Origin of the sequence: Sporosarcina sp. FA15 (genome assembly GCF_051550195.1) — a bacterium.
GTDB classification, from domain to species: domain Bacteria; phylum Bacillota; class Bacilli; order Bacillales_A; family Planococcaceae; genus Sporosarcina; species Sporosarcina psychrophila.
In genome coordinates this window covers 1,184,626-1,204,668 of sequence record NZ_CP188818.1, presented here as the reverse complement: position 1 = coordinate 1,204,668, position 20,043 = coordinate 1,184,626, and the positions used below count along the sequence as shown (strand labels likewise).

The window sequence follows — 20,043 nt, the reverse complement described above, 5'->3', positions numbered from 1 at the left end:
CCTATAGACTACTCCCATGCAGGGCGCACGATAAAAAATCCAACATATTTCTGTTGTGCCGGTACATTATTTTTCTTTAACCAAAGGAATGATTGTCCAATACGTAATAACTCTCCAGATCCATTCAAGTGGGCCCATTTTAAAATAGCGTAGCCAAATCATACTGAACACCATCTGAATGGCACAAATTACTATGCATATATATAAGGTTCCCATATACGAAAGGTTTGCTGATAGATTAAAAACTCTACCAGCAAGTAGAATAAGTGCAGTTTGTCCTACATAATTGGTCAAGGCCATCCGACCATAATGCTTTAGCGGTGAAAGAACAAGTTTTATTATTTTTGATTGTAATAAAAGAAGCAACAATCCTACATAAAATGCTGACAGTACTGGGCCGACCATTATACCGGCCCTCAAAAATTTACTTACCGCGTCAATTGGCCCTTCTTCATCTATAACTATCATACTGAAAAACGGTTCGTAAGGTACTAATTGATACTGTGCATATAAGGCGAATCCACTGAAGATTAACGCGCTTGCTGTAAAGATAAAGAGACGTCTTTTTTCACCAAGGTTTTCAAAAATACGATATTGGCCACATACCAAGCCCAATAAAATCAATGGAAATGTTAAGAGTAGTTTCTCTCCCATAACTGCAAACACGACAAGCAACATCATGCATATAGCAAGGTTCACATGCTTGTTTACTTTAAAGAACGGTAATACAAGTAATCCGCATACAGCATAAACTGCTAATGCTTCTCCCGGTTGAAAAAACATATGAACCATCCCAAATACAAATAGAATTACTATTCTACGTAAAAACAATACATATCCATTTTGTTTTTTACTTCGTGCCCGCGTAAGAAAGATATAAAATCCCACTCCAAACAAAAATGAAAAAATGGAGTAAAAACGACCTTCTACAAATAAAAATAAAAATCGTTGATAACTTGCATCTATTGTATGCGGCTCAGGAATACCTATTTGAAGCAAAGCCAACATATTTACCAGAATGATTCCCAACAAGGCGAATCCACGTATATAATCCAGTTCCTCAATTCGTTTATTCATTCTATATTTCTCCACTCCATTTCTGATTTCATTGTAGGATAAATCCCAATACCTATCCATCGGTTCGGGTGACGTTTACCTTACAGTTTTGCAACATCTAATAATTCCTGCTAGATCGGCTATTAGATGAAAGTTGGATTACGAATGAAGGAGTTGAACGAACAGCTGGGCACTTTTCTCCAATGTTTAATAGATGTAATTGAACAGCGAGACAGAAATTTGATGCATAATCTGACCCAAACGGTGATGTAGGTACATTTACTTCTAATAGACATAACACCCGAATGAGGAAGTATTTAACTTCATTACTCAATAAAAAGCGGCCAACCACAATTAATTCTGTAGAGGGGCCGCTTTTTATTTGGTCTTGTTTAACCTTTCCACAGAAAACTGGACCAATAAAAAAGACCGTCAATTGACGATCTCCTCTTGTTGAACTAAAGCACCACAACTGTAGGCTTTTTCATTTCATATACTGCTTTAAAAATGGCTCAATTCCTGGATAGCTTTCATTTATTACGATGGAGAGCAATTGATTACTGTCGACGATACAGTGCGTCATTAACTGATGTAGGGCTGACGCTAAACATTTTTCAGCATTGATTTCTTCAACTAACTTACACGTTTTTGACTCCAATAATGCTATTACTTTACAATACTGTTCCTCCTTGGCTAAGGAAAGCACTGTATCAACTACATTTTTCTCTTGCACGAGTAGCCGAAGTGCTAAATGTAAGCATTTTTTTTGTGCCTGCAATTTTACCTCATCTACTATGCGGATAATAGGTGGCTCTGGGGGACGTGCATGAAGGAGAGTTTGATCAAAAGCCCAGACGTAAACACCCTCTCGATTATTAAAGTAGCTCGGATCTCCAAACTGTATCACACCACCACAATGCGTACAAACTGCCGTATAGTTTACATAAAACACATCAATCCCTGGCTTTTCCACATTTCTGTACGTCCTATACGGAATAAATACATCATGTGCGCAGAAAAGACAAATAAGCGGTCGGTTCAAAATAGTAATTCGACTTTCCTCACAGCTTAAATCTTCTACCATATCTAATCTACCTGTTTGTAAACGATATTCGTTTCCATCCCTTTCGCTAGTTGTTGGAACTGCTGAATATTACCACAGTCTTTGCAAGTTAAAGACTGCAGTGTTAATTGCTGCTTTTGCTCTTCATCAACAAACGGTACTACATCAATATATACTTCCCGATGACTAAAAATGACACCTTCACAGTGGGTACAGCTTAGCTGTTTACCTACAATCCTTATTTCATAATTACCACGTCTTTTGACCAATTTACGACATCCTCCCTTTTCTAAGCTTCGATAATATCCAAAATCCGCCCTCTGTTTAACTAATTGACTATGTATAGCTTTTCTTCTTCCACTTAACTGCTGTGTTGGTTAAACAAAAACAGTGCATTATTCTCTATTCGTTCTTATTCATTTGAATACCTCTGGAATTTGACAAATAAAAAACATACTAAGATCAGTAGTGCAGACCAAGGCATTGGTTAGCACTACTATTTTTTTATATAATAGAGGTGAAGAATAGGTCGTGGCAGCTTTGGGGTCTTGAATCCGTATAAAAAACCGACCTACTTCACTCCCCTTATTTGAATCAGGTTTAAGTATGTTGGATCCATCGAGATCGTGTATAAGAAATGGGAATCGATAAGGTGAAGGTGAGGTCTTTAAAACACACAAGGAGGGTGAATATGAAACACGTCATCGCATTTGATGTCAGTATGGGAAAGAGCTATATGGTCGTTTATAACGCGCTGAAGAAGTGTGAGTTGGAGAAAGAAATCGAGCACAATCGTCCCGAGTTCATCGAACTCAAAGTTTTGATCGATGACTTAATTGACGGATATGGAGAGCATCCTCACATCGTATTTGAAGCGTCAGGTGTCTACTCAAGGCCTCTGGAACGTTTTATGATAGAGAACAAATACAGGTATTGTCTTTTAAATCCCTTGGAAGCAAAACTCCAATGCGATTCTTTGCGTATGCACAAAACGGATCGAAGTGATGCACATCAATTGGCACTCACACACTTTACGACCGAAAGACGGATTGAAACAGTGTCGGATGATGTTTACAGACAACTGAAACGAATGTCTAGGCATTACAGTGAATTGGACGATGAATTGAGCGTCGCCCGGAGCCGAATGCATAAGGTCATTCAGGAAACCTTTCCTGAGCTCGAGAAGATATTCACAACCAAATCCGAGCTATTCCTGAACGTAGTACAATTATATCCGCATCCAGATCTTGTCATAAATCAATCAAAGACGGTCATTAAAAATCGGATACTTGCCAATACAAATAAACGATTGTCCGTTAAAAAAGCGGAGGAAAAGGCAGTTGAACTACTCAAGGCAGCAAAACAATCTTACCCAGCCGCCTCTTCAACTGATGTACTGTGTGATCAAGTACGTGTATATGCAAAACGATATCAAGAGCTCCTTCTTCAGAAGAATCAATGCATCGACAAAATGGAGTCCCTTGCCGAGGAACTTAAAGAATATGAAATTTTACGTAGTCTCCCTGCTATTGGAGCGAACACGGCCGTCCGAATCATAGCGGAAATTGGCGACATTCGTAGGTTTGACAACAACAGACAGCTAAACGCATTCTTGAAATCAAGATGACTCATCTTATAGGTGATCGGTTTGAAATTAGCATCCAACATAACCTTGCCCGTTTCCGGATGCCGTTGTTCCATCTCGATACTTCCGAACTCTACAAAGTCTGTTATGTCTGCAAAGGCTATTTGAATGTACTTATTCAACACATCCATCGCGGTAATGAAGACTTCCTGGTGCATTTCACCTTTCAGTCTTCTGACTTCGACTGCCACCTTAACATTTCTAAGCAACCGACTTCCATCGACGTGAGCACTATTTCTTGCATACCCACCCTTGATAGCTGCCATTGTCGCGTTAAAGCTTTTAATGTAGTAAATACAAAAAAGCCTCTGCTTATCGGTTAAATCATCCGTCTCGACAAACACTTCTTTGACTACCTTTTTCGTTGCGTCGCGCTTCACGTTTTCTCTTGACTATTTTTCTCGATTCTTTCTACTGCGAATGGTGGAATCTTTCACGCTATGCTTTCCGCTAAATCATTGAATGATATTTCACTTGTTTCCCACTCTTTCTGTATCTCTTCCCAGTTTGGCACATCACCGTCCACCTCCGTTATTTTTGGCATAGAAAAAGCACCACGACGGGTGCGAAAATAGATGGATTAGTTCAACATCGAGTGTCGATAACATTCTACAAGATGATCATTAACCATTCCTATTGCCTGCATGTATGCATAAATGGTTGTAGAGCCTACAAATTTGAATCCTAGTTTTTTTAAGTCCTTGCTGATCAGATCTGATAATTCCGTTGACGCAGGAACATCCGATATTTTAGTCCATTTATTTTTAATCGGCTCATGATTCACGTACTTCCATAGAAAAGAATCTAAGCTCCCATATTCATCAATTAATGATAAATACGCATTAGCATTTGTAATGACAGCATTAACCTTTAACTTATTCCTGATAATACCTGTATTACTCAAAAGTTCATCTATCTTGTCTTGATCATACTTCACGATTATCTTAGGATCAAAAAAATCAAATGCCTCATTTATAGTTTCCCGTTTTTTCAGAATCGTTATCCAGCTTAAGCCCGCCTGTTTACCTTCTAAAATAAGTAGCTCAAACAGTTTATTTTCGTCATGAACGGGAACCCCCCACTCATTATCATGATATTCTCTTTCAGTTGTATTCGTTTCAGCCCAACTACATCTACTAAACGGAATTTCATTACTCATTAGAATCACAACCTTACTCATTTAATTATATTTGTCCAAAAATTTATTAACATGCATTACTAACACTTGGAATAAACAGCTATTTATTCCCTCAATATATAACCCCTCCACATGACATCATTCGTCATAAAAAGGGGAAACCCTCTATTTATCTCTCGTATGTATCGGGGCTAGTAAGAGAGGTTATATCGCTCGCACGCACCCCTTAAATGCTCCATATCCCCCGCATCAAGCGCCATATCAGTCTGTAACAACAACATGTCCTCGTCCGTGATATCCGTTTCAATACTCGGATGATGTTCCAAATATTGACGGAATATCTTGGATCCTTCCGACATCTCAGCCATAAGTTTTCGAGAGTTGATTTTCCCCATTTCCCCTAAAGCATTCGCACACTCAGCGATCGAAAAGCTCTCCATCAATCTTTTAAACTTTTCACGTTCATGGTCGTTGTTCATCCTTCTCCACTCTTTCTGAGTCATATGACAAATGAGTTTTGATCCAATAATAATTTAGAAGTAGTCATCAATTACACCTGATTTTTATTTTATTATTGGTAAAAATCTAAATTAATATGAAAATAAAGCACTTTTGAAATTTTATTGACATGTATATTTTCTACCTTCGTTATAGATACTAAGATAAAATCGGGAGGTACAAACATGACCAATAAAAAACTTGAAGATATGGACAATCAAATTGAAACAGTAAGAAAGCAACTCAACAAACTAGCTAAGGAGAAAGCTCTATCTGACCCAATAGTCGTTGAAACAAGCCAATTGCTTGATTTATTATTAAATGAATACGAACGGTTGAAAAATAAAGATTTATGAATCATCCATAATTCCTCCTCTTCAATTCACCATGCCGAAATATCCCAATCCGATTAGACTTCGTAAACCAAACCTCGTACGGCTGTCTGGGCAAAACCTTTATAACCCGTCCCTCATGCGATTTGAGATAGTAATAATCCTCAACCTCTTTCTTCTCCACATTGACGACGAGTTCAACCATGTCACCAAGCCCAAACGCTATTGTTGGCACCGTATCAAAAATAGTGAGTTTCTGCACCACTACTATCCCTCCTTCACAAAATGTTTGGCATACCATACTGCTGATTATTTTACTTTCGTTTTAAATCCGCACCAAAGGTAATTTAATGCATTAAATTACAATGAAGCTCTTTTAAAATGACTAAGTTATGGAGGCGAAAAAATTGAATCCAAATAATCTTGAAGATCATCTTAGTGATAAACTCGCCTTTGTGGGATCAGCGATTTCCACAATTGGTGATGCTATTTCAACCATTGCAGCAATTATGTCATTAGAAGAATCAATACTCGATGATGTCCAGCAACAACAAGATCAAAAAGAACAAGATCAGAAATTCCAAAAGATGCAAAAACAAATTGACGTCTTGACAAGTGAATTATCAAAAATTAAATCCTGATTTTTTGAGCAATCAATAATCACTTTGTTCATCTATGAATAAATCTTTCACTCCCATAAGACAAGGTCCATATTTTTAGTCTTACTCATACACTGAGTAAATGAGCTGATTACAAAATGAATCAAAGTTCCATGCAATCTTCCCCAAATAAAGAAGTTCTAAATGATATTTCGAAAGCAATTAATGGTGAGTACACAGCAATTTACTGCTATGAACTATTAGCGAACCAGGCTCCAAACAACGAAATAAAAAAACGCATTCTTGAAATTAGAAGTGATGAAATCAGACACTACGAAACCTTTTGGCATCTTTATATTTCTTTAACAGGAAAAAAACCTTCTCCTCAAATCACAAAACAATGTCCTGCCGATTATAGAAGTGGGGTACTCGCTGCATTTATAGATGAACAGGAAACCGTTGACTTCTATCACGATATTTCAAGAAATACCGATAACCCAGTTATTAGAGACGCTTTTACACGGGCCTCAGCTGACGAACAAAATCATGCCGTTTGGTTTTTATATTTTATGAATAATTATTAACAAAGCCAAAATCGATCATTATGTCTATTGCCAAAAACTTCTACGTTTAATGTTTTTCTTGTTCACCAATACTGTTGCTATATCACAAGATGACTGTGATAAAGACCACTGATTATTTTTAATCAGTGGTCTTTTTATTCCTTCGCTTTTTGTTTGAACTACGCATAATTTTTTCTTGTTTTATTACAAGTAAAGCCGCATTTACAATAATGTTATTGAAATACATAGGTTATTGATTATAATAAATGTAATCGAACGTGTGTATTTAGTGACCGTTTTATAAAAGGAGACTTAAAAATGGATAAAGCTAGACTTCAATTATTTTGTCAGACACTACCCGGAACGACACATGATTACCAAGTAGACTGGCAAGCAGATCGTTATCATGTTGGCGGGAAGATGTTTGCTATGATGGGAGGAGACTCTCAAAGAAAGCCAATTATCACTTTAAAGTGCGAACCTACTCGTGCTGAAGAGTTAAGAGAAACCTATCAAGGAATTATTCCTGGGCATTATATGAATAAAACACACTGGAACTCTATTTATTTTGATTCAAATCTATCCAACGATCTATTAGAAAATCTAATTCTGCATTCCTATAAGTTAGTTTTTGAAAAACTAACTAAAAAAGTCCAAAACCAAATTATTTCGAAGTAGTTTTTAACAACATCTTTAGTGCTATTATTTTTGTTTTCCAATTGAAAGAGTAACTTACTCTTTCTTTTTTTAATTTATATCGGATTTTGAACCCAGCCCGTTAATTTGCCCGATCGTGCATCCGACCAATATAATAAATCCCTAACGCGAGTAACAAGGCAGAAATAATAAATGCCCGGCCTTCAAACGCAGTAATCATTGTCGTCATAACTTCCATCCCTCCCACTGATACAACAACCCCACACTCCGTTTATAACGTATTCCTCCGCCGCATAACCACATAATACATTACATTTTTCTCTCGTTTATCAAAAGCAGCCTTCGACCGTCCGATTTCAGACAACAGTTCCCCGTTACGGCCATTCTCGACTCTCATAGCCTGTAGCTGCTGGATAAGATAATCCCTCTGCATTTGCTTCATGCCGCCATCGCCTCCTCTTCGCCAAGTTCCGAAAGGAGCAATTGCACAGCTCCCTCCGGTGACTAGTCAAACTCAATAAAGGATTCAGCGTTGTAGCCGAATTTCTCTTCGACCATTTCCTGCGTAAATCGCTTCGGGACAAGGAGCCCGAATACTAAGAACAGTTACCGAGAGTTTCCCATGAGTGAAAATATCAATAATCTTTTACTTGTTTACAAAGAGTGGCATGAGCAGTCTATGGCGCCTTACCAGTCCCGGAACCCGCTTGGCTATGTATTTTCATTACTTACGCCGGAGAACCCCTTGGAGAACGGGACATGAAGTGTGTGATCGACTTGATATGCGAAAAAGAAAAAATTACCCACTTCACACCCCATTATTTTAGGCATACATTCGTTACGATCCAGTTATCAAATAACATAACGATTTCCACTGTTGCTGCACAAGTGGGAGATACCCCCGAAACGATTTATAAAACATACGCTCACTCGTTTGAGAAAGATGAAATTCAGGCATCTAATTTAATGGATGAAATCGTCAGTTTAGATTCTTTCGAAAAAGATAAAGAGTGAAATTGGGGTACGTGGTATTTGCTCATTTATCAACAACAAAACCACTTGGGGTTTACGTATTGCAGAAACTCCATAAACGCTGATATATCAATGTTTACAAAATAAAAAACGCTCGTAATTTCAACGGGCGTTTCAACAATTTTAGGATAACCATTTCGGTGGTGTGTCTTTTGCCCAATAGATATCACCGATTGAATGATGAGCTGTAAATTCATCAGCGGCAATATGATAGTGAAAATTGTAGTAGTAGCCGTCTTTTGGCCTTTTTTCAGTACGTACGTGGAAACGGATAAGATCTTTTCTGTCTTCTAGGTCGTATACATTGAAAATTTTCTCTGAGTAGTCTCCGGCAGGTTTTTCACTGATAGCAAGTCGGCGTTTATGTACGTCTCCTGAACTTGCAAGTGTCGATTGGATGGCTTCCTCAATTTTCGGGAAAATAACGCTGTCAAACTCATCGGCGATTACCGGACCGACTTTTGTTCCAAATTTCATGTACGATAGCTTCTTCGCAGACGTGATAAATAAATCTTCTATTGAGTCCGAATTATCTTCTAAACTATCATCGACTAACGAGTCTTCTAATCCGATTGAATAATCATTACTTTGTGATGGCCCAACTGCATGTTTCGATACATTTTTGTCTTGCAAGTTTGTCCAAATTTCATGATTCGGTGAAATAGCACCGAATGTCAAGAGTGCTACGGCAACAATGAGCGTTTTTTGTAACCATTTTTTCATAACATCTCACCCGCAATTGATTAAATTTTTGTTTATTAGTAGTTTATTTGACGAAAAAGTATTGAAAAGGTTTCTTCTTTCTTATTTTCATTGTACAATAAAAATGAAGATAATTGTATGTTTTTTTGAAGGAGGGTATCACTGATGGATGTGAATCTGTTTATCGGTATCGGAATGCTGGCATTGCTTGTGTATCTTAGCTCATTGAATTTCACCCACTAATATCAATAAACGCCGTCGCCCTCTAATTTGAGGAGGACGGCGTTTTTCATTTTTCGATAAAAGCGAAATGAAACTTCGTATTCGGTCTGATTTTTCGCTCCATATTGAATTGCTCAAATACAGGTGAATCAAACCGGTCTTTCACAACAACACGTCGTTTACATACACGAAGTGCTTGCTTAATCCACTCAGCTGTCAGCACACTATGTACGCCAGCTTGACGTAGCGGCGTAAAATTGGACGATTCCGTAATAGGTGCATGAAACATCGGATCCATATAGACAATATCCCACGATGAATCAGCTTGATGGCTCAAAAACTCAATCGCTTCCGACTGGACGACCTCAATTCGAGTCATGGCCTGAACAAGTTGCTCCGACTCAGATGGAAACGAACGAAGCCCCCGTCCAGTAATGAATGCGACGGCAGGGTCTGCTTCGACGCCCAACACTTTGCCGCCTTCACCAGTAACGAAAGAAGCAATGATACTGTCGGAGCCAAGCCCAAGTGTACAATCGAGAAACGAATCATCTTCTTGTAATTGAGCTATCTCAATTAACGGGTCCATTTCCCCATTCAATAACCTTTTCAATCTGAACGCAGCAGAATTGGGATGAAAGAAAAACGGTTCATCCATTCCAATACGATACAAATCATAGCGGTTTTTTCCCGCTACAATAACATCCGAACTGTGCGTGTTTTGTATTCGGGAAACCGCTTGCTTTTTACGTTCGACAATAGGATAGCCTAGAGTTTCAGACGCTTCTAGTGCTAGCTGTAGCGATTGATCATCAGGCCTGCCAGCGGTCGTGATGACTGTACTCATTATTTACAAACTTGATCGAGTACTTCCGATAGATGGTCTTTAATTTGCCCCATCTCAAAATTCTCAATTTGTTCCCTTGGAATAAAGTACGCAAGTGCCCCATCTTTCCAAAGCGCGATAGAAGGTGAGCTAGGCGGTACTTCTGGGAAATAATCCCGCATCATAGCTGTCGCTTCTTTATCTTGTCCTGCAAATACTGTGAATAAGTGATTTGGTTTATGTTCAGCTTCCTGTAATGCTTCTCTCACCGCCGGACGCGCAAGACCTGCAGCACATCCACAAACCGAGTTGATAACGACAAGAGCTGTCCCCTCAAGTGTCTTCATTGTTTCTTCAACAGCCTCAGCCGTCGTCAGTTCCGTAAATCCATTTTGTGCAAGTTCTTCACGCATCGGTTTAACGATGCCCTTCATGTAATCATCGTAAGCGTTCATATTTAATAATCCCCTTTCAATCTATTTAAATAGTGCTTGTTGTTAATGGTTTTTCCATCTTTCATATTACCTTGTCCTACGTATTTTTTCACTAAATAGCGACTATATAGCTAACTTAATTTCAACTTTTCGATTAGTTCGAGGATTGCAATGAAAATTCTACCCCAAATACTAAACATTATTTTACATACCTAATTATTCATTATTGGGAGAACATACGTCGTAAGAGGTGATTTTATGGCAAAGTTATTTCATATCCTTGTTATTTTATGCTTGATTTTTCCATCCATTATTTATTCGGAAACAAATGCTTCAGATGCAAAAGTAGCGTTTATTTGGGATGGCTATTTGTGGGTGAAAATTGATGATAAAGAAGAAGTACTGACTGTTGAAAAAGCAACATACCCTTCTCCTCCACTATGGTCCTTCGATGGGAACTTGCTTCTTTATCAAAAAGAAGTCGAGGAATTAGTAAATGAACATAAACAGACCTCAAATCAATTGTGGGTATATGATATGAAAACAAAAAAGCACAGTAAAATCTTTTATGATGGACGAAATCCAAAATGGTCTCCAACTGAAAATATTGTTGCTTTTAGTGATGGTGGCGTATTGAATGTATCGGATTTTAAGAAATTCTATAATATTGCTTTAGGAGTAAACGATTACGAATGGCAGCCTGATGGGAAGGGTTTTATTGCCTCCTCTAGTGCTTCTCTTCGGCCGGATGGATGGACCAATCCTGTCCTGTATACGATTTCTATAGCGAATGGTTATCAAAACATCGGAAATTTAACGAAAAACGCGACAGAATTCTTCGTGATTCCAAAAGAAGTAGTGAAAGACGACGTGAAAGTTCCTTCGATAAACGCGGAATCATTTGCTTATTCTTCAGATAAACAATGGATATCCTTCTTTGTGACTCCAACAGCTTCATGGGCGATGGATAGTGATATGCTATGTGTGATTTCTGTAGACGGAAAAGAATTTGAAGTATTAGATGAAGTTATCTGGGCATTCACTCCAAAATGGGCATATAGCGAAAACTTACTCGGTTATATTGCCGGCGGCGGAAGAATTGTTTTTGGTTTTAAAAATAAAAATCTAAAGGTAACGGAAATTTCCACTTATCATTCTATAAACCTAACGCCAAAAAACTATGCGGAGATGGATTTTTCATGGGTTAATGATAGTTCGCTTATTGTTTCAAGGGTAAAGGAAAGTGAGTGGTCAAATGACGCTGAGAAACGCCCTAAAGCTTCCTTATACTTTTTAACGCTAGCTGGTCAAAAACAACTAAAAATAACGACACCACCAAAAAATAAAGGTGATTATAAGCCCGAATATTTACCTTCAATCGATAAAATAACTTGGTTACGAAAAAGCGATTTCGTTTCTGCTAAAGGTGATTTATCGGTGGCTGATATTGATGGTGGCAATGCAAATTTATGGATACGTGATATAGGGTTGTACACCTTTTTCCCCTCGGAGTAATCTGATGAAAATTAAAACAAACCATCTTCCCTTATTAGGAAAAGATGGCTTGTTTCGTTTTACACCATAAAATTAGGATCTTTCAAGAACCCTTGGCGAACGACAGCCCTTTGGTGGCAAGAGTATCACTGATAAGATCCATGGCTTTTGGACCCGTACCATGTAAATAGCTTCCCAGAGGTTTAGCGAACTGTTCATGCCGCAAGTAACCGGTACCTGAAAGCGCTCGTGTTGCCGGTTTTGATAATCCGTTTGGCAAATCCCTTTCGATGGCATTATCGTTGTGCGGCACAATAATTTCCCCCTTATTCGATGAAGATGAAATAGTAACAGCTATTATTTTCTAAGTTCGCTCTTTATGCTATTTCAAACTCACCATAATCGCTATTGCAGCTGATGGTTCTTATTTCACACTCCTCAAAATAAATGACACGCACTTACTTACCATCTACCAAAAGGCCACGCTCAATCGCTACATACAAGAGCCCAATTGCATCCGAGTCCGTCAATGTTCCCTTCAATAACTTTTCATGCCAAGTTGCTGATAACGGGCCATCTGGCATCTTTTCAAGTCGTTTTAAAACGGCGCTTGTCGAATTGATAAGTGATTGCGATGATGGTGTATACAACTTATTTGTTCCTTCCTTTGGTGAAAGTATCTGATTGCCTACGGAAGCAGTTAGCAGTTGCAATTTAAAGTATATAGCCAATCCTTCTGCGATTGCCTCACCTTGGGCTTGCAAATAGTGATCATCCCGTAACTTTAGTATGTCAACTGTTGAATCCATAAAGCCTCCCTCACTTAAGAATGCTGGCATAGCAGATTCCCGAAGAACGTGGAAGTTGGCACGCTTCATACCACGATCACTCAACCCCATGGCCATAACAATCCTAGGATGAATAGCACCAGCAATTTCCTTTGATTTTGGATTCGCTGTTGGGTTGTCCATTGTATATGTTTCAATACCGCTATGGCTGCCCCACTTATCCGTAAGGGTATTATGATGGATAGAAGCATATACATCGGCTTGCCATTCGTTCGCTAGAGTTGTGCGTGTAGCAAGCGGAACATCTGTCTGACCGGTCGGATCATCCACACGTAGAATTTCCACATTTTTGTATGTCTTTAGTTTAGCAATAGCGTATTTGGCTACTTTATTGTTAAACGACCACTCCCGTTCGTCATCCGGTGAACGTTTACCTGGTGTATTGAATCCGTGCCCAGCATCGATTACGATTTTAACCATTTTGTGACACCTCCTTTTTGTGCCCTATTAAAAAGTATTTGTTTTTTTAAATTGCCACAGCAATCCAAAGATACTTTTCTATCTATACTATTCACAAAGCGTTTTTGAATGGCGGCACTTGTCCGATTTTAAACAAATATGTAGAGGACATGCCAAAACTTAACGTTTTCAGATGTCTCAATTATATTGAACAAATGAATAATTATATAAACAAAGCGAAGGCGCTTTTAAAAAAGTAGCCGGAGCCCTAAGACCGGCGATATCCCCTTGTACCGGAACTAGACTTCTTTATTTCAACAAATATATTTAGTTGATTCTCAAGACTTTTTGAGTTTAGTTTTGTTAAACGGCAATCCTAATTGTTTCCTATAAAAATTGAAATTCAGTTCGACGTGGTGCAATAAACGCTTATTTTTATCAAATAACTTTAAACTATCTTCGTAGTGTTCCCATCGGATTTCCTTTTTAATGGACCAAATAATCGAATCTAAATCAGGATCAACTAGCTCATAGTTTCTTTTAATAACGTCTTCAATTTCAAAAAAAGACTCTTTTGTAATCCCATCATATCCGTCGCCTGGCACAATTGCAGCTACTAGTAACTTTAATACTGGAGTGTAAACGTTTTTCAGGATTTCTGTTTTATATTTAACCGCTTCGTTTCGAATCTCTTTCATTAGTTGAAAATGATAGTTAAAAAAACTTGTGATGATGATTGTAATTGAAGAACTGACTAACGCGATGATGACTTCTTTCACTGCCTTCTCTCCTTTATTTAGCCGATATAGTCATTATATTCAGGTCACGAAAGACAGTGTCTACATTATCAGACAATAAAAAGCAGCCACCTACTCAAATGAGTAAGTGGCTGCTTTTAAACTCTGTTAGTTTTGTTCGACTTTTTCTCTTGAAAGTCCGAAATACGCGAGGACTGCAATTAAACTTGAAGCGAAGATAATGGCTCCCATCGGAATTGCGGTTTCTTCCCCTGCTATTCCGACAAGTGGTGCCGTAATTGCGCCTAAAATGAATGGCAGTAAACCAAGTAATGCGGATGCACTACCCGCAATATGCCCTTGCTTTTCCATTGCGAGTGAAAAGGATGATGTCGAAATAACACCAATCGAAGCGACGAAAAAGAAGATAGGCACAACGATTGTGAAAAGTGGACCATTCATTAACACGGCTATCAATAGCAATGTACCTGAAGTGATAGAGATGAATAAACCCGATTCTAAAAATCGTTTTTCTGAGACCACACCCGTTAAGCGCCCTACTACCTGGGTCCCGATGATTAGTCCAAATCCATTCATACCGAATAATATGCTGAATGTCTGTGGTGAGACTCCGTATATATTTTGATAAACAAACGGTGTCCCGGCGACATAAGCAAAAATGCCGGCCATGATGAAACCTTGTGCAAGTGCATACCCCATGAACTGTCTGTTTTTTAACAGAGACAGAAAGTTTTTTAATGTATGAGATAGATTACTTGGTACGCGCATTTCTTCTGGCAATGTTTCATCCATTCTCCATAGAACAATGACAAATAGTAAAAAGCCGATTACGCTTAAAACCGCAAATACACCAGTCCACTCAGTAAACGCAAGGATGCCCCCTCCAAGAACTGGTGCGAGGATTGGCGCTAAGTTATTAATTAGCATGAGTAAAGCGAAAAACTTCGTCAATTCTCGTCCGCTATATAAATCTCTGACGACAGCCCTTGAAATGACGATACCCGCAGCAGCAGCAAAGCCTTGCAAGAAACGTGCCGCAATGAAGAACCCGATATTCGGGGAAAATACACATAAAACTGAAGCGACAAAATAGACAATAAGTGCAATAAGTAACGGCTTTTTCCGTCCATGGACATCACTCATTGGGCCAAGAATTAGTTGACCTAACCCGATACCTAGTAGGCAGGCGGTTAGGCTTACCTGTACATAGGTAGCCGTAGTGCCAAAAGCACTTACGATTGTCGGGAATGAGGGTAGATACATATCAATTGTTAACGGACCCATCGCTGCTAGTGTTCCGAGAAGTAATGCAAATCGTATTCGTTTATTTCCTTTAAGTGGTCCCATGATTACTAACGACCTTTCTATAATTTAAAAACTTCCTATGTATGTGATGAAATCTCTAAAGAAGAATCACAAGTATCCTACTATATCACCAAAATGCCATACATTAAAGAAGGATGATTTAGTTTCAAACCATCCCCCCTACTTTATCAATGAAATCAGCATTATTTAAGGAATTCTTTATAAGCGATAACCTTTAATGCTAGAATTTCTTCCTCCGTTAACTTTCCTTCAATATCTTTTAACAGCTCTTGTATTTCCTCATTCGACATTCCCTTTTGGGCGTTGGATTGAATAGCTTGGATTTCACTAAACCCAATTTTTTTGATTAATACTCTTGTTGCCTGCTCTTTCGTTGTGAAAGGAAGATTACTACTTTCAACATTTGCACCTTCTTCAATGAAACGCATTAATTCAGGGTCATTTGCTACCATTTGTTTAATTTCGTTTAACTGTCCGCTATTTTCTAATTCAGCAGTTACAACGTTCATTACTTTGTCGGATGCAATATTAGTTCCAACATAATAGATTCCATACCCAGCTGCACCAATAATTAATACGATGAGGAGAAGGATCTTCAACAGTTTCATATGTCTTCCTCCCATTTTCAATAGATTAGGAAACTATAAAATCTCATAGCGTGGATAAGCTGCAACATAGAGATTTCATATCTAGACTCCAGCGTTTTTGTTCTTTAGAAAAAACGTTAGCAGAATGTAATTTTTCACATCCACTAACGTTTAACATATTGATAATTGTAGTCGTTACTTTACTCTTTTGAAGCCGTACGCGCCTCTGTCATTTGCTTCCAAACAGAACCTTTAGCATCTTCACCTTCAGCAATTCGAGCAATGGCCATCCGGATTTGGAGTTTCACTTCAAACTCTAAATCGTTTTCAGCCTCTTTCAAAGCAGGCAACGCCTTGTCAGTTCCTGTTTCATATAAAAACATAGCCGCACGCCAACGAACCAGTTTGTTTTTATCATTCAATGTTTCGATTGCCGCCTGTTCGAACCCTTCAAATCCAAGGTCGCTCATGCAGTCTCCAGCCGTTCGACGCACTGCCCAACTTTTATCTTTAAGCGCTTTTTCTACATATGGAATGACAGCTTCGTCTTCAATCATACCAAGATAGACCGTTGCAAGGCGTCTGATTGACATCTTTTCATCGTCCAGTGCTCGTTCGAGAAGTGGTGCATCCGACATGTCGGGGTCAGGGATTTGATCCAGCAGTTGGAATCTAGTCTCCCATTGATCCACTGAGAACTCCTCCAGTGAAATTTTTCTTCCGCGTTGGATATTTTCACTTTGTCCTTCATTTGCCATACGGATAATCGCTAGCAAACGTTCTTCTGGATACGCCGCCTCTATTTCTTGGATCACCGTTTCACCAATTTCAGCTTTTTCTCCGTAACGGATTCCGTAATCTGCCCATTTACGCAATAATATATAGTTTTCCACTTCACGTCCATGAATCTTTTCCATAGCTTGCACAAAACGTTCACTTAGTCCAAAACGTTCCTCAGATTCGCTATCGAATACTTTCACTTGAAGGGGAATATCTTTGTAGGTCTGAACGTGTACGTATACTTCTCCGTAGTTGTCGTCAATCTCTTCCATAGATTCAGTCTGATCACTTTTCTCTTCATTGAAAACAGCCTGAACGTCTGCAAGAATTGATTCCCATGCGACATTACCAATTCGCTCGACGGCCATGAAGTTCATGACATGATAGATTCCTTTTACGCCATGAATGTTCAATAATGCTGAAGCTGGATAGGATGCTGTTTCTGCATCACTTTTTTTATAATTATGACTCGTCCCTTTTGGTAACTCTGTGTCGAGCACGATTTTCATGGAATTGGGACTTGGTGTTGGTTCGATTGTTACGATTTTCATTTGTATTTGCCCCTTTCGTTAGGATTTATTCAATTCTTGTAAAAAAGACCAACGTTCAATGAGTGTTTCATATTTGCCGTTCAATTCGTCAAGTGTTGCCGTCAGTTCTCTTAGCTTATCGTAATCGGAGCCAGTGGATGCCATTTCTGCCTCCGTAGCTTCGATTGACTTCTCTACATTTTCAATAGCTGATTCAATTGTTTCGTACTCTTTCTTTTCAGCGTACGACATTTTCTTTTTGGTTTCCTGCTGAACCGGTATCTCTACCTCAACGATTGGCTCATGTGCCACTTTTTCTTTAGGTACATAGGTTTCAAGGAAGTCAGAATAGATACCAAACCATGTGTCGACATCCCCTGATCCATCCATTACCCATAGCTTTGTTGATGTTCGATCTAGGAAGAATCGATCATGTGAAATGGTGATGACAACGCCTGGGAATGTATCGATGAACGTTTCCAGTACTGAAAGAGTCTCAAGATCGAGGTCATTTGTCGGTTCATCCAAGAGCATGACGTTCGGTTGTTCCATTAACAGTTTCAACAAATAGAGTCTTTTTCGTTCGCCACCTGATAATTTACCGATGGGTGTCCCGTGTGCTTGTGTGGGGAATAAAAACCGTTCTAGCATTTGCGAAGCTGAAATTCGTACTCCATCAGCACCCTCAATATCATTTGACGTATCACGAATGTATTCGATAATTCGCTTTTTCTCATCCATAATTGGCGTGTGTTGTTGGAAATGAGCAATTTTCACTGTCGTTCCTTTGTCGATGATTCCACTGTCCGGTTGACTTTCTCCAGAAAACATATTCAATAACGTCGTTTTCCCTGCCCCGTTAGGTCCGACAACAGCGATACGATCACCTGATTGAAGGATACTAGAGAAATTATCAATGATTTTTCTTCCGCCGAACGACTTCGAGATGCCGACCGCTTCAATCACTTTCTTACCAAGACGTGTCGACTTAAGCGCGACTTCCATTTCTCCACCCGTATCTTCTTTTTTGACTTTCTCCGATAGGTCATCGAAGCGGTCAATTCGTGCTTTTTGCTTTGTCGATCTCGCTTTCGCACCTCGTCTAATCCATTTCAGTTCTGAACGGTAGCGATTTCGGAGTTTATCGTCCGTCGATGCAGCCATCTCCGCACGAATGGCTTTCGATTCAAGATAATTCCCGTAGTTACCTGTATGTGCATATAACGTTTTATCTGCAAGTTCATAAATATTGGTGGATAACTCGTCCAAAAAGTAGCGGTCATGGGTAACAAAGATGACAGCTCCTTGTTCATTTTTCAAGTAATCTGACAGCCACATAATTGAATCGACGTCGAGATGGTTTGTCGGTTCATCGAGTAACAAGAGATCGGCAGGCTCAATCAATACTTTTGCAAGTGTTACCCGTTTTTTCTGTCCGCCTGAAAGCTCGCCCATCTTCTTATCGAACGTTTCAATACCAAGTTTCGACAAAATCGTCCGTGCTTTTGAGTTTATATCCCAACCAGATAGATCGTCCATCTCGATTTGAAACTTTGAATATTGTTCCTGGTTTAGTGTAGATTCCGGATCCGCAGAAAGTGCTTGAAGTGCGTACTCATACTCTAAGTTGACCTTGATAATCGGTGCGTCACTCTTGAACACCGTTTCCATCACTGTAAGGTCCGGGTCAATTTCTGGCTCTTGTGGTAAATAAACAATACGGTATCTATTCGGATGTTCGGCCGAAATCGAATCAGCTTGTTCGACTCCTGCAATGATTGACAATAACGTCGATTTGCCTGTTCCATTGATTCCGAGTAGGCCTACTTTTTCTCCGCTTATGACCGTAAACGCTATATTTTTAAACAATGTTTTCTCCCCAACAGTCTTCGTGAGGTTTTCGATTATCAATTGACTCATAACAACACTTCCATTTCTAATATGTACCTCATCCTATCATAGCCGATTTACCTTGCTTTTTAAAAGAGTATTGTACTATCGCATGCATCTTATTAGTTGAAAAATGCATGTTACCCGAGAAGTATTGTTCCAAATTCCACAAAATGGTACGATTCTATCCATAAGATTTCCGCGAAAGGATGTGATGATCATTCGTTTGACAGTTAATGAATCCAATACCTATAACGAGGTTGAAATCACTATCAACTGTCCACAAATTGACAATGAACTTGAACGATTAATCAAACAGATTAACCAACTACATATAACCTTAACTGGAACAAAAGATGGGCGGACATATTCCCTTCTCGTCGATAACGTGTATTATATTGAATCGATTGATAACCGTTCGTTTCTTTACAATGAAAAAGATATCTACGAAAGTGACTTGAAGCTATACGAGATTGAGAAGTTGCTGGCAAGCACACATTTCATCCGCATTAGTAAAAACTTAATTGTCAATACAGCTCTAATTGACAGTGTGCGAGCCTTATTTAATGGGAAGTTTGAAGCGTCTTTGATGAACAGTGAAAAAGTCATCGTCAATAGACATTACGTCAAATCTTTCAAAGAAAAATTTTTAACGTGAGGAGGA

Annotated in this window: 24 protein-coding genes and 2 pseudogenes; 8 read left to right on the top strand and 18 right to left on the bottom strand. The window is 38.9% G+C overall.

The genetic code is table 11. The annotated features are described in order from the left end of the window. Nucleotides 1-66: 66 nt before the first annotated feature. From ACP8HG_RS05680 to ACP8HG_RS05670, 3 genes are all read right to left on the bottom strand, one after another. On the bottom strand, nucleotides 67-1,077 hold the full coding sequence (locus tag ACP8HG_RS05680; RefSeq protein WP_438298320.1) for a DUF418 domain-containing protein: 1,011 nt from the start codon (nucleotides 1,075-1,077) through the stop codon (nucleotides 67-69). A 463-nt stretch (nucleotides 1,078-1,540) separates the two neighbouring features. Then, complete coding sequence (locus tag ACP8HG_RS05675; protein ID WP_187047738.1) at nucleotides 1,541-2,029, bottom strand: hypothetical protein; 489 nt, start codon at nucleotides 2,027-2,029, stop codon at nucleotides 1,541-1,543. Between the two features lie 113 nt (nucleotides 2,030-2,142). Next, a complete protein-coding gene (locus ACP8HG_RS05670; RefSeq protein WP_067209120.1) occupies nucleotides 2,143-2,388 on the bottom strand; it encodes a hypothetical protein in 246 nt (81 codons plus the stop codon). Nucleotides 2,389-2,810: 422 nt separating this feature from the next. Between ACP8HG_RS05670 and ACP8HG_RS05665 the strand changes: the two are divergent. Continuing rightward, nucleotides 2,811-3,731, top strand: a pseudogene (locus ACP8HG_RS05665) (IS110 family transposase); the annotation flags it as partial. Between the two features lie 149 nt (nucleotides 3,732-3,880). Here the strand turns inward: ACP8HG_RS05665 and ACP8HG_RS05660 are convergent. The 3 genes and pseudogenes from ACP8HG_RS05660 to ACP8HG_RS05650 all read right to left on the bottom strand — a co-directional run. Beyond that, nucleotides 3,881-4,030 (bottom strand): annotated as a pseudogene (locus tag ACP8HG_RS05660) (terminase small subunit); the annotation flags it as partial. A gap of 314 nt (nucleotides 4,031-4,344) precedes the next feature. After that, complete coding sequence (locus tag ACP8HG_RS05655; protein WP_067209109.1) at nucleotides 4,345-4,923, bottom strand: DNA-3-methyladenine glycosylase I; 579 nt, start codon at nucleotides 4,921-4,923, stop codon at nucleotides 4,345-4,347. Nucleotides 4,924-5,093: 170 nt separating this feature from the next. Further along, entirely contained in the window at nucleotides 5,094-5,381 is a 288-nt protein-coding gene (locus ACP8HG_RS05650) for a hypothetical protein (RefSeq protein WP_067209106.1), read from the bottom strand. A 204-nt stretch (nucleotides 5,382-5,585) separates the two neighbouring features. Between ACP8HG_RS05650 and ACP8HG_RS05645 the strand changes: the two genes are divergently transcribed. Continuing rightward, nucleotides 5,586-5,756, top strand: a complete 171-nt coding sequence (locus tag ACP8HG_RS05645) for an aspartyl-phosphate phosphatase Spo0E family protein (RefSeq protein ID WP_342538186.1) — start codon at nucleotides 5,586-5,588, stop codon at nucleotides 5,754-5,756. 1 nt (nucleotide 5,757) lies between these two features. Here ACP8HG_RS05645 and ACP8HG_RS05640 read toward each other — a convergent pair whose 3' ends face one another. Beyond that, nucleotides 5,758-5,997 carry a hypothetical protein gene (locus tag ACP8HG_RS05640; protein ID WP_067209103.1) on the bottom strand — a complete coding sequence of 80 codons (240 nt, stop codon included), beginning with the start codon at nucleotides 5,995-5,997 and terminating at the stop codon, nucleotides 5,758-5,760. 127 nt (nucleotides 5,998-6,124) lie between these two features. On the opposite strand from ACP8HG_RS05640, the gene ACP8HG_RS05635 reads away from it, so the two are divergent. The 3 genes from ACP8HG_RS05635 (at nucleotide 6,125) to ACP8HG_RS05625 (ending at nucleotide 7,572) form a co-directional block, all read left to right on the top strand. Then, nucleotides 6,125-6,373: a hypothetical protein gene (locus ACP8HG_RS05635; RefSeq protein WP_438298319.1), complete on the top strand. Its 249-nt coding sequence runs from the start codon at nucleotides 6,125-6,127 to the stop codon at nucleotides 6,371-6,373. A gap of 116 nt (nucleotides 6,374-6,489) precedes the next feature. Next, nucleotides 6,490-6,915, top strand: a complete 426-nt coding sequence (locus ACP8HG_RS05630) for a ferritin-like domain-containing protein (protein ID WP_338652401.1) — start codon at nucleotides 6,490-6,492, stop codon at nucleotides 6,913-6,915. 297 nt (nucleotides 6,916-7,212) lie between these two features. Next, the gene (locus ACP8HG_RS05625) at nucleotides 7,213-7,572 is read left to right on the top strand and encodes an MmcQ/YjbR family DNA-binding protein (protein WP_342538184.1); all 360 of its coding nucleotides are present in this window, start codon (nucleotides 7,213-7,215) and stop codon (nucleotides 7,570-7,572) included. A gap of 250 nt (nucleotides 7,573-7,822) precedes the next feature. Here the strand turns inward: ACP8HG_RS05625 and ACP8HG_RS05620 are convergent, their stop codons facing one another. Next, nucleotides 7,823-7,993: a hypothetical protein gene (locus ACP8HG_RS05620; protein WP_342538182.1), complete on the bottom strand. Its 171-nt coding sequence runs from the start codon at nucleotides 7,991-7,993 to the stop codon at nucleotides 7,823-7,825. 275 nt (nucleotides 7,994-8,268) lie between these two features. Between ACP8HG_RS05620 and ACP8HG_RS05615 the strand changes: the two genes are divergently transcribed. Beyond that, entirely contained in the window at nucleotides 8,269-8,565 is a 297-nt protein-coding gene (locus ACP8HG_RS05615; protein WP_438298628.1) for a tyrosine-type recombinase/integrase, read from the top strand. A 141-nt stretch (nucleotides 8,566-8,706) separates the two neighbouring features. Here ACP8HG_RS05615 and ACP8HG_RS05610 read toward each other — a convergent pair whose 3' ends face one another. From ACP8HG_RS05610 to ACP8HG_RS05600, 3 genes are all read right to left on the bottom strand, one after another. Beyond that, nucleotides 8,707-9,306 carry a YpjP family protein gene (locus tag ACP8HG_RS05610; RefSeq protein WP_342538180.1) on the bottom strand — a complete coding sequence of 200 codons (600 nt, stop codon included), beginning with the start codon at nucleotides 9,304-9,306 and terminating at the stop codon, nucleotides 8,707-8,709. A 268-nt stretch (nucleotides 9,307-9,574) separates the two neighbouring features. Next, the gene (locus ACP8HG_RS05605; RefSeq protein ID WP_438298318.1) at nucleotides 9,575-10,354 is read right to left on the bottom strand and encodes a class I SAM-dependent methyltransferase; all 780 of its coding nucleotides are present in this window, start codon (nucleotides 10,352-10,354) and stop codon (nucleotides 9,575-9,577) included. Then, nucleotides 10,354-10,788, bottom strand: coding sequence for a BrxA/BrxB family bacilliredoxin (locus tag ACP8HG_RS05600; RefSeq protein ID WP_340764452.1), 435 nt, complete (start codon nucleotides 10,786-10,788; stop codon nucleotides 10,354-10,356). Before ACP8HG_RS05600 ends, ACP8HG_RS05605 begins: the two co-directional genes overlap by 1 nt. A gap of 354 nt (nucleotides 10,789-11,142) precedes the next feature. Here ACP8HG_RS05600 and ACP8HG_RS05595 point away from each other — a divergent pair, with 354 nt between their 5' ends. Further along, entirely contained in the window at nucleotides 11,143-12,282 is a 1,140-nt protein-coding gene (locus ACP8HG_RS05595; RefSeq protein WP_438298317.1) for a TolB domain-containing protein, read from the top strand. Between the two features lie 82 nt (nucleotides 12,283-12,364). Here ACP8HG_RS05595 and ACP8HG_RS05590 read toward each other — a convergent pair whose 3' ends face one another. The 7 genes from ACP8HG_RS05590 to ACP8HG_RS05560 all read right to left on the bottom strand — a co-directional run bounded on the left by ACP8HG_RS05590 (nucleotide 12,365) and on the right by ACP8HG_RS05560 (nucleotide 19,409). Next, the gene (locus ACP8HG_RS05590) at nucleotides 12,365-12,574 is read right to left on the bottom strand and encodes a DNA-binding protein (protein ID WP_340742073.1); all 210 of its coding nucleotides are present in this window, start codon (nucleotides 12,572-12,574) and stop codon (nucleotides 12,365-12,367) included. Nucleotides 12,575-12,719: 145 nt separating this feature from the next. Beyond that, entirely contained in the window at nucleotides 12,720-13,529 is an 810-nt protein-coding gene (locus tag ACP8HG_RS05585; RefSeq protein WP_342538176.1) for an N-acetylmuramoyl-L-alanine amidase family protein, read from the bottom strand. A gap of 317 nt (nucleotides 13,530-13,846) precedes the next feature. After that, nucleotides 13,847-14,287, bottom strand: a complete 441-nt coding sequence (locus ACP8HG_RS05580) for a hypothetical protein (RefSeq protein ID WP_067209070.1) — start codon at nucleotides 14,285-14,287, stop codon at nucleotides 13,847-13,849. Between the two features lie 126 nt (nucleotides 14,288-14,413). After that, nucleotides 14,414-15,613, bottom strand: coding sequence for a Bcr/CflA family multidrug efflux MFS transporter (locus ACP8HG_RS05575; RefSeq protein ID WP_438298316.1), 1,200 nt, complete (start codon nucleotides 15,611-15,613; stop codon nucleotides 14,414-14,416). Nucleotides 15,614-15,774: 161 nt separating this feature from the next. Next, nucleotides 15,775-16,200 (bottom strand): hypothetical protein, encoded by a 426-nt coding sequence (locus ACP8HG_RS05570; protein ID WP_342538174.1) that lies wholly within the window; start codon nucleotides 16,198-16,200, stop codon nucleotides 15,775-15,777. 179 nt (nucleotides 16,201-16,379) lie between these two features. After that, entirely contained in the window at nucleotides 16,380-17,510 is a 1,131-nt protein-coding gene (locus ACP8HG_RS05565) for a conserved virulence factor C family protein (RefSeq protein WP_438298315.1), read from the bottom strand. An 18-nt stretch (nucleotides 17,511-17,528) separates the two neighbouring features. Further along, a complete protein-coding gene (locus ACP8HG_RS05560) occupies nucleotides 17,529-19,409 on the bottom strand; it encodes an ABC-F family ATP-binding cassette domain-containing protein (RefSeq protein ID WP_067209059.1) in 1,881 nt (626 codons plus the stop codon). 184 nt (nucleotides 19,410-19,593) lie between these two features. Between ACP8HG_RS05560 and ACP8HG_RS05555 the strand changes: the two genes are divergently transcribed. Next, nucleotides 19,594-20,037: a LytTR family DNA-binding domain-containing protein gene (locus tag ACP8HG_RS05555; protein WP_197485394.1), complete on the top strand. Its 444-nt coding sequence runs from the start codon at nucleotides 19,594-19,596 to the stop codon at nucleotides 20,035-20,037. Nucleotides 20,038-20,043 lie beyond the last annotated feature (6 nt).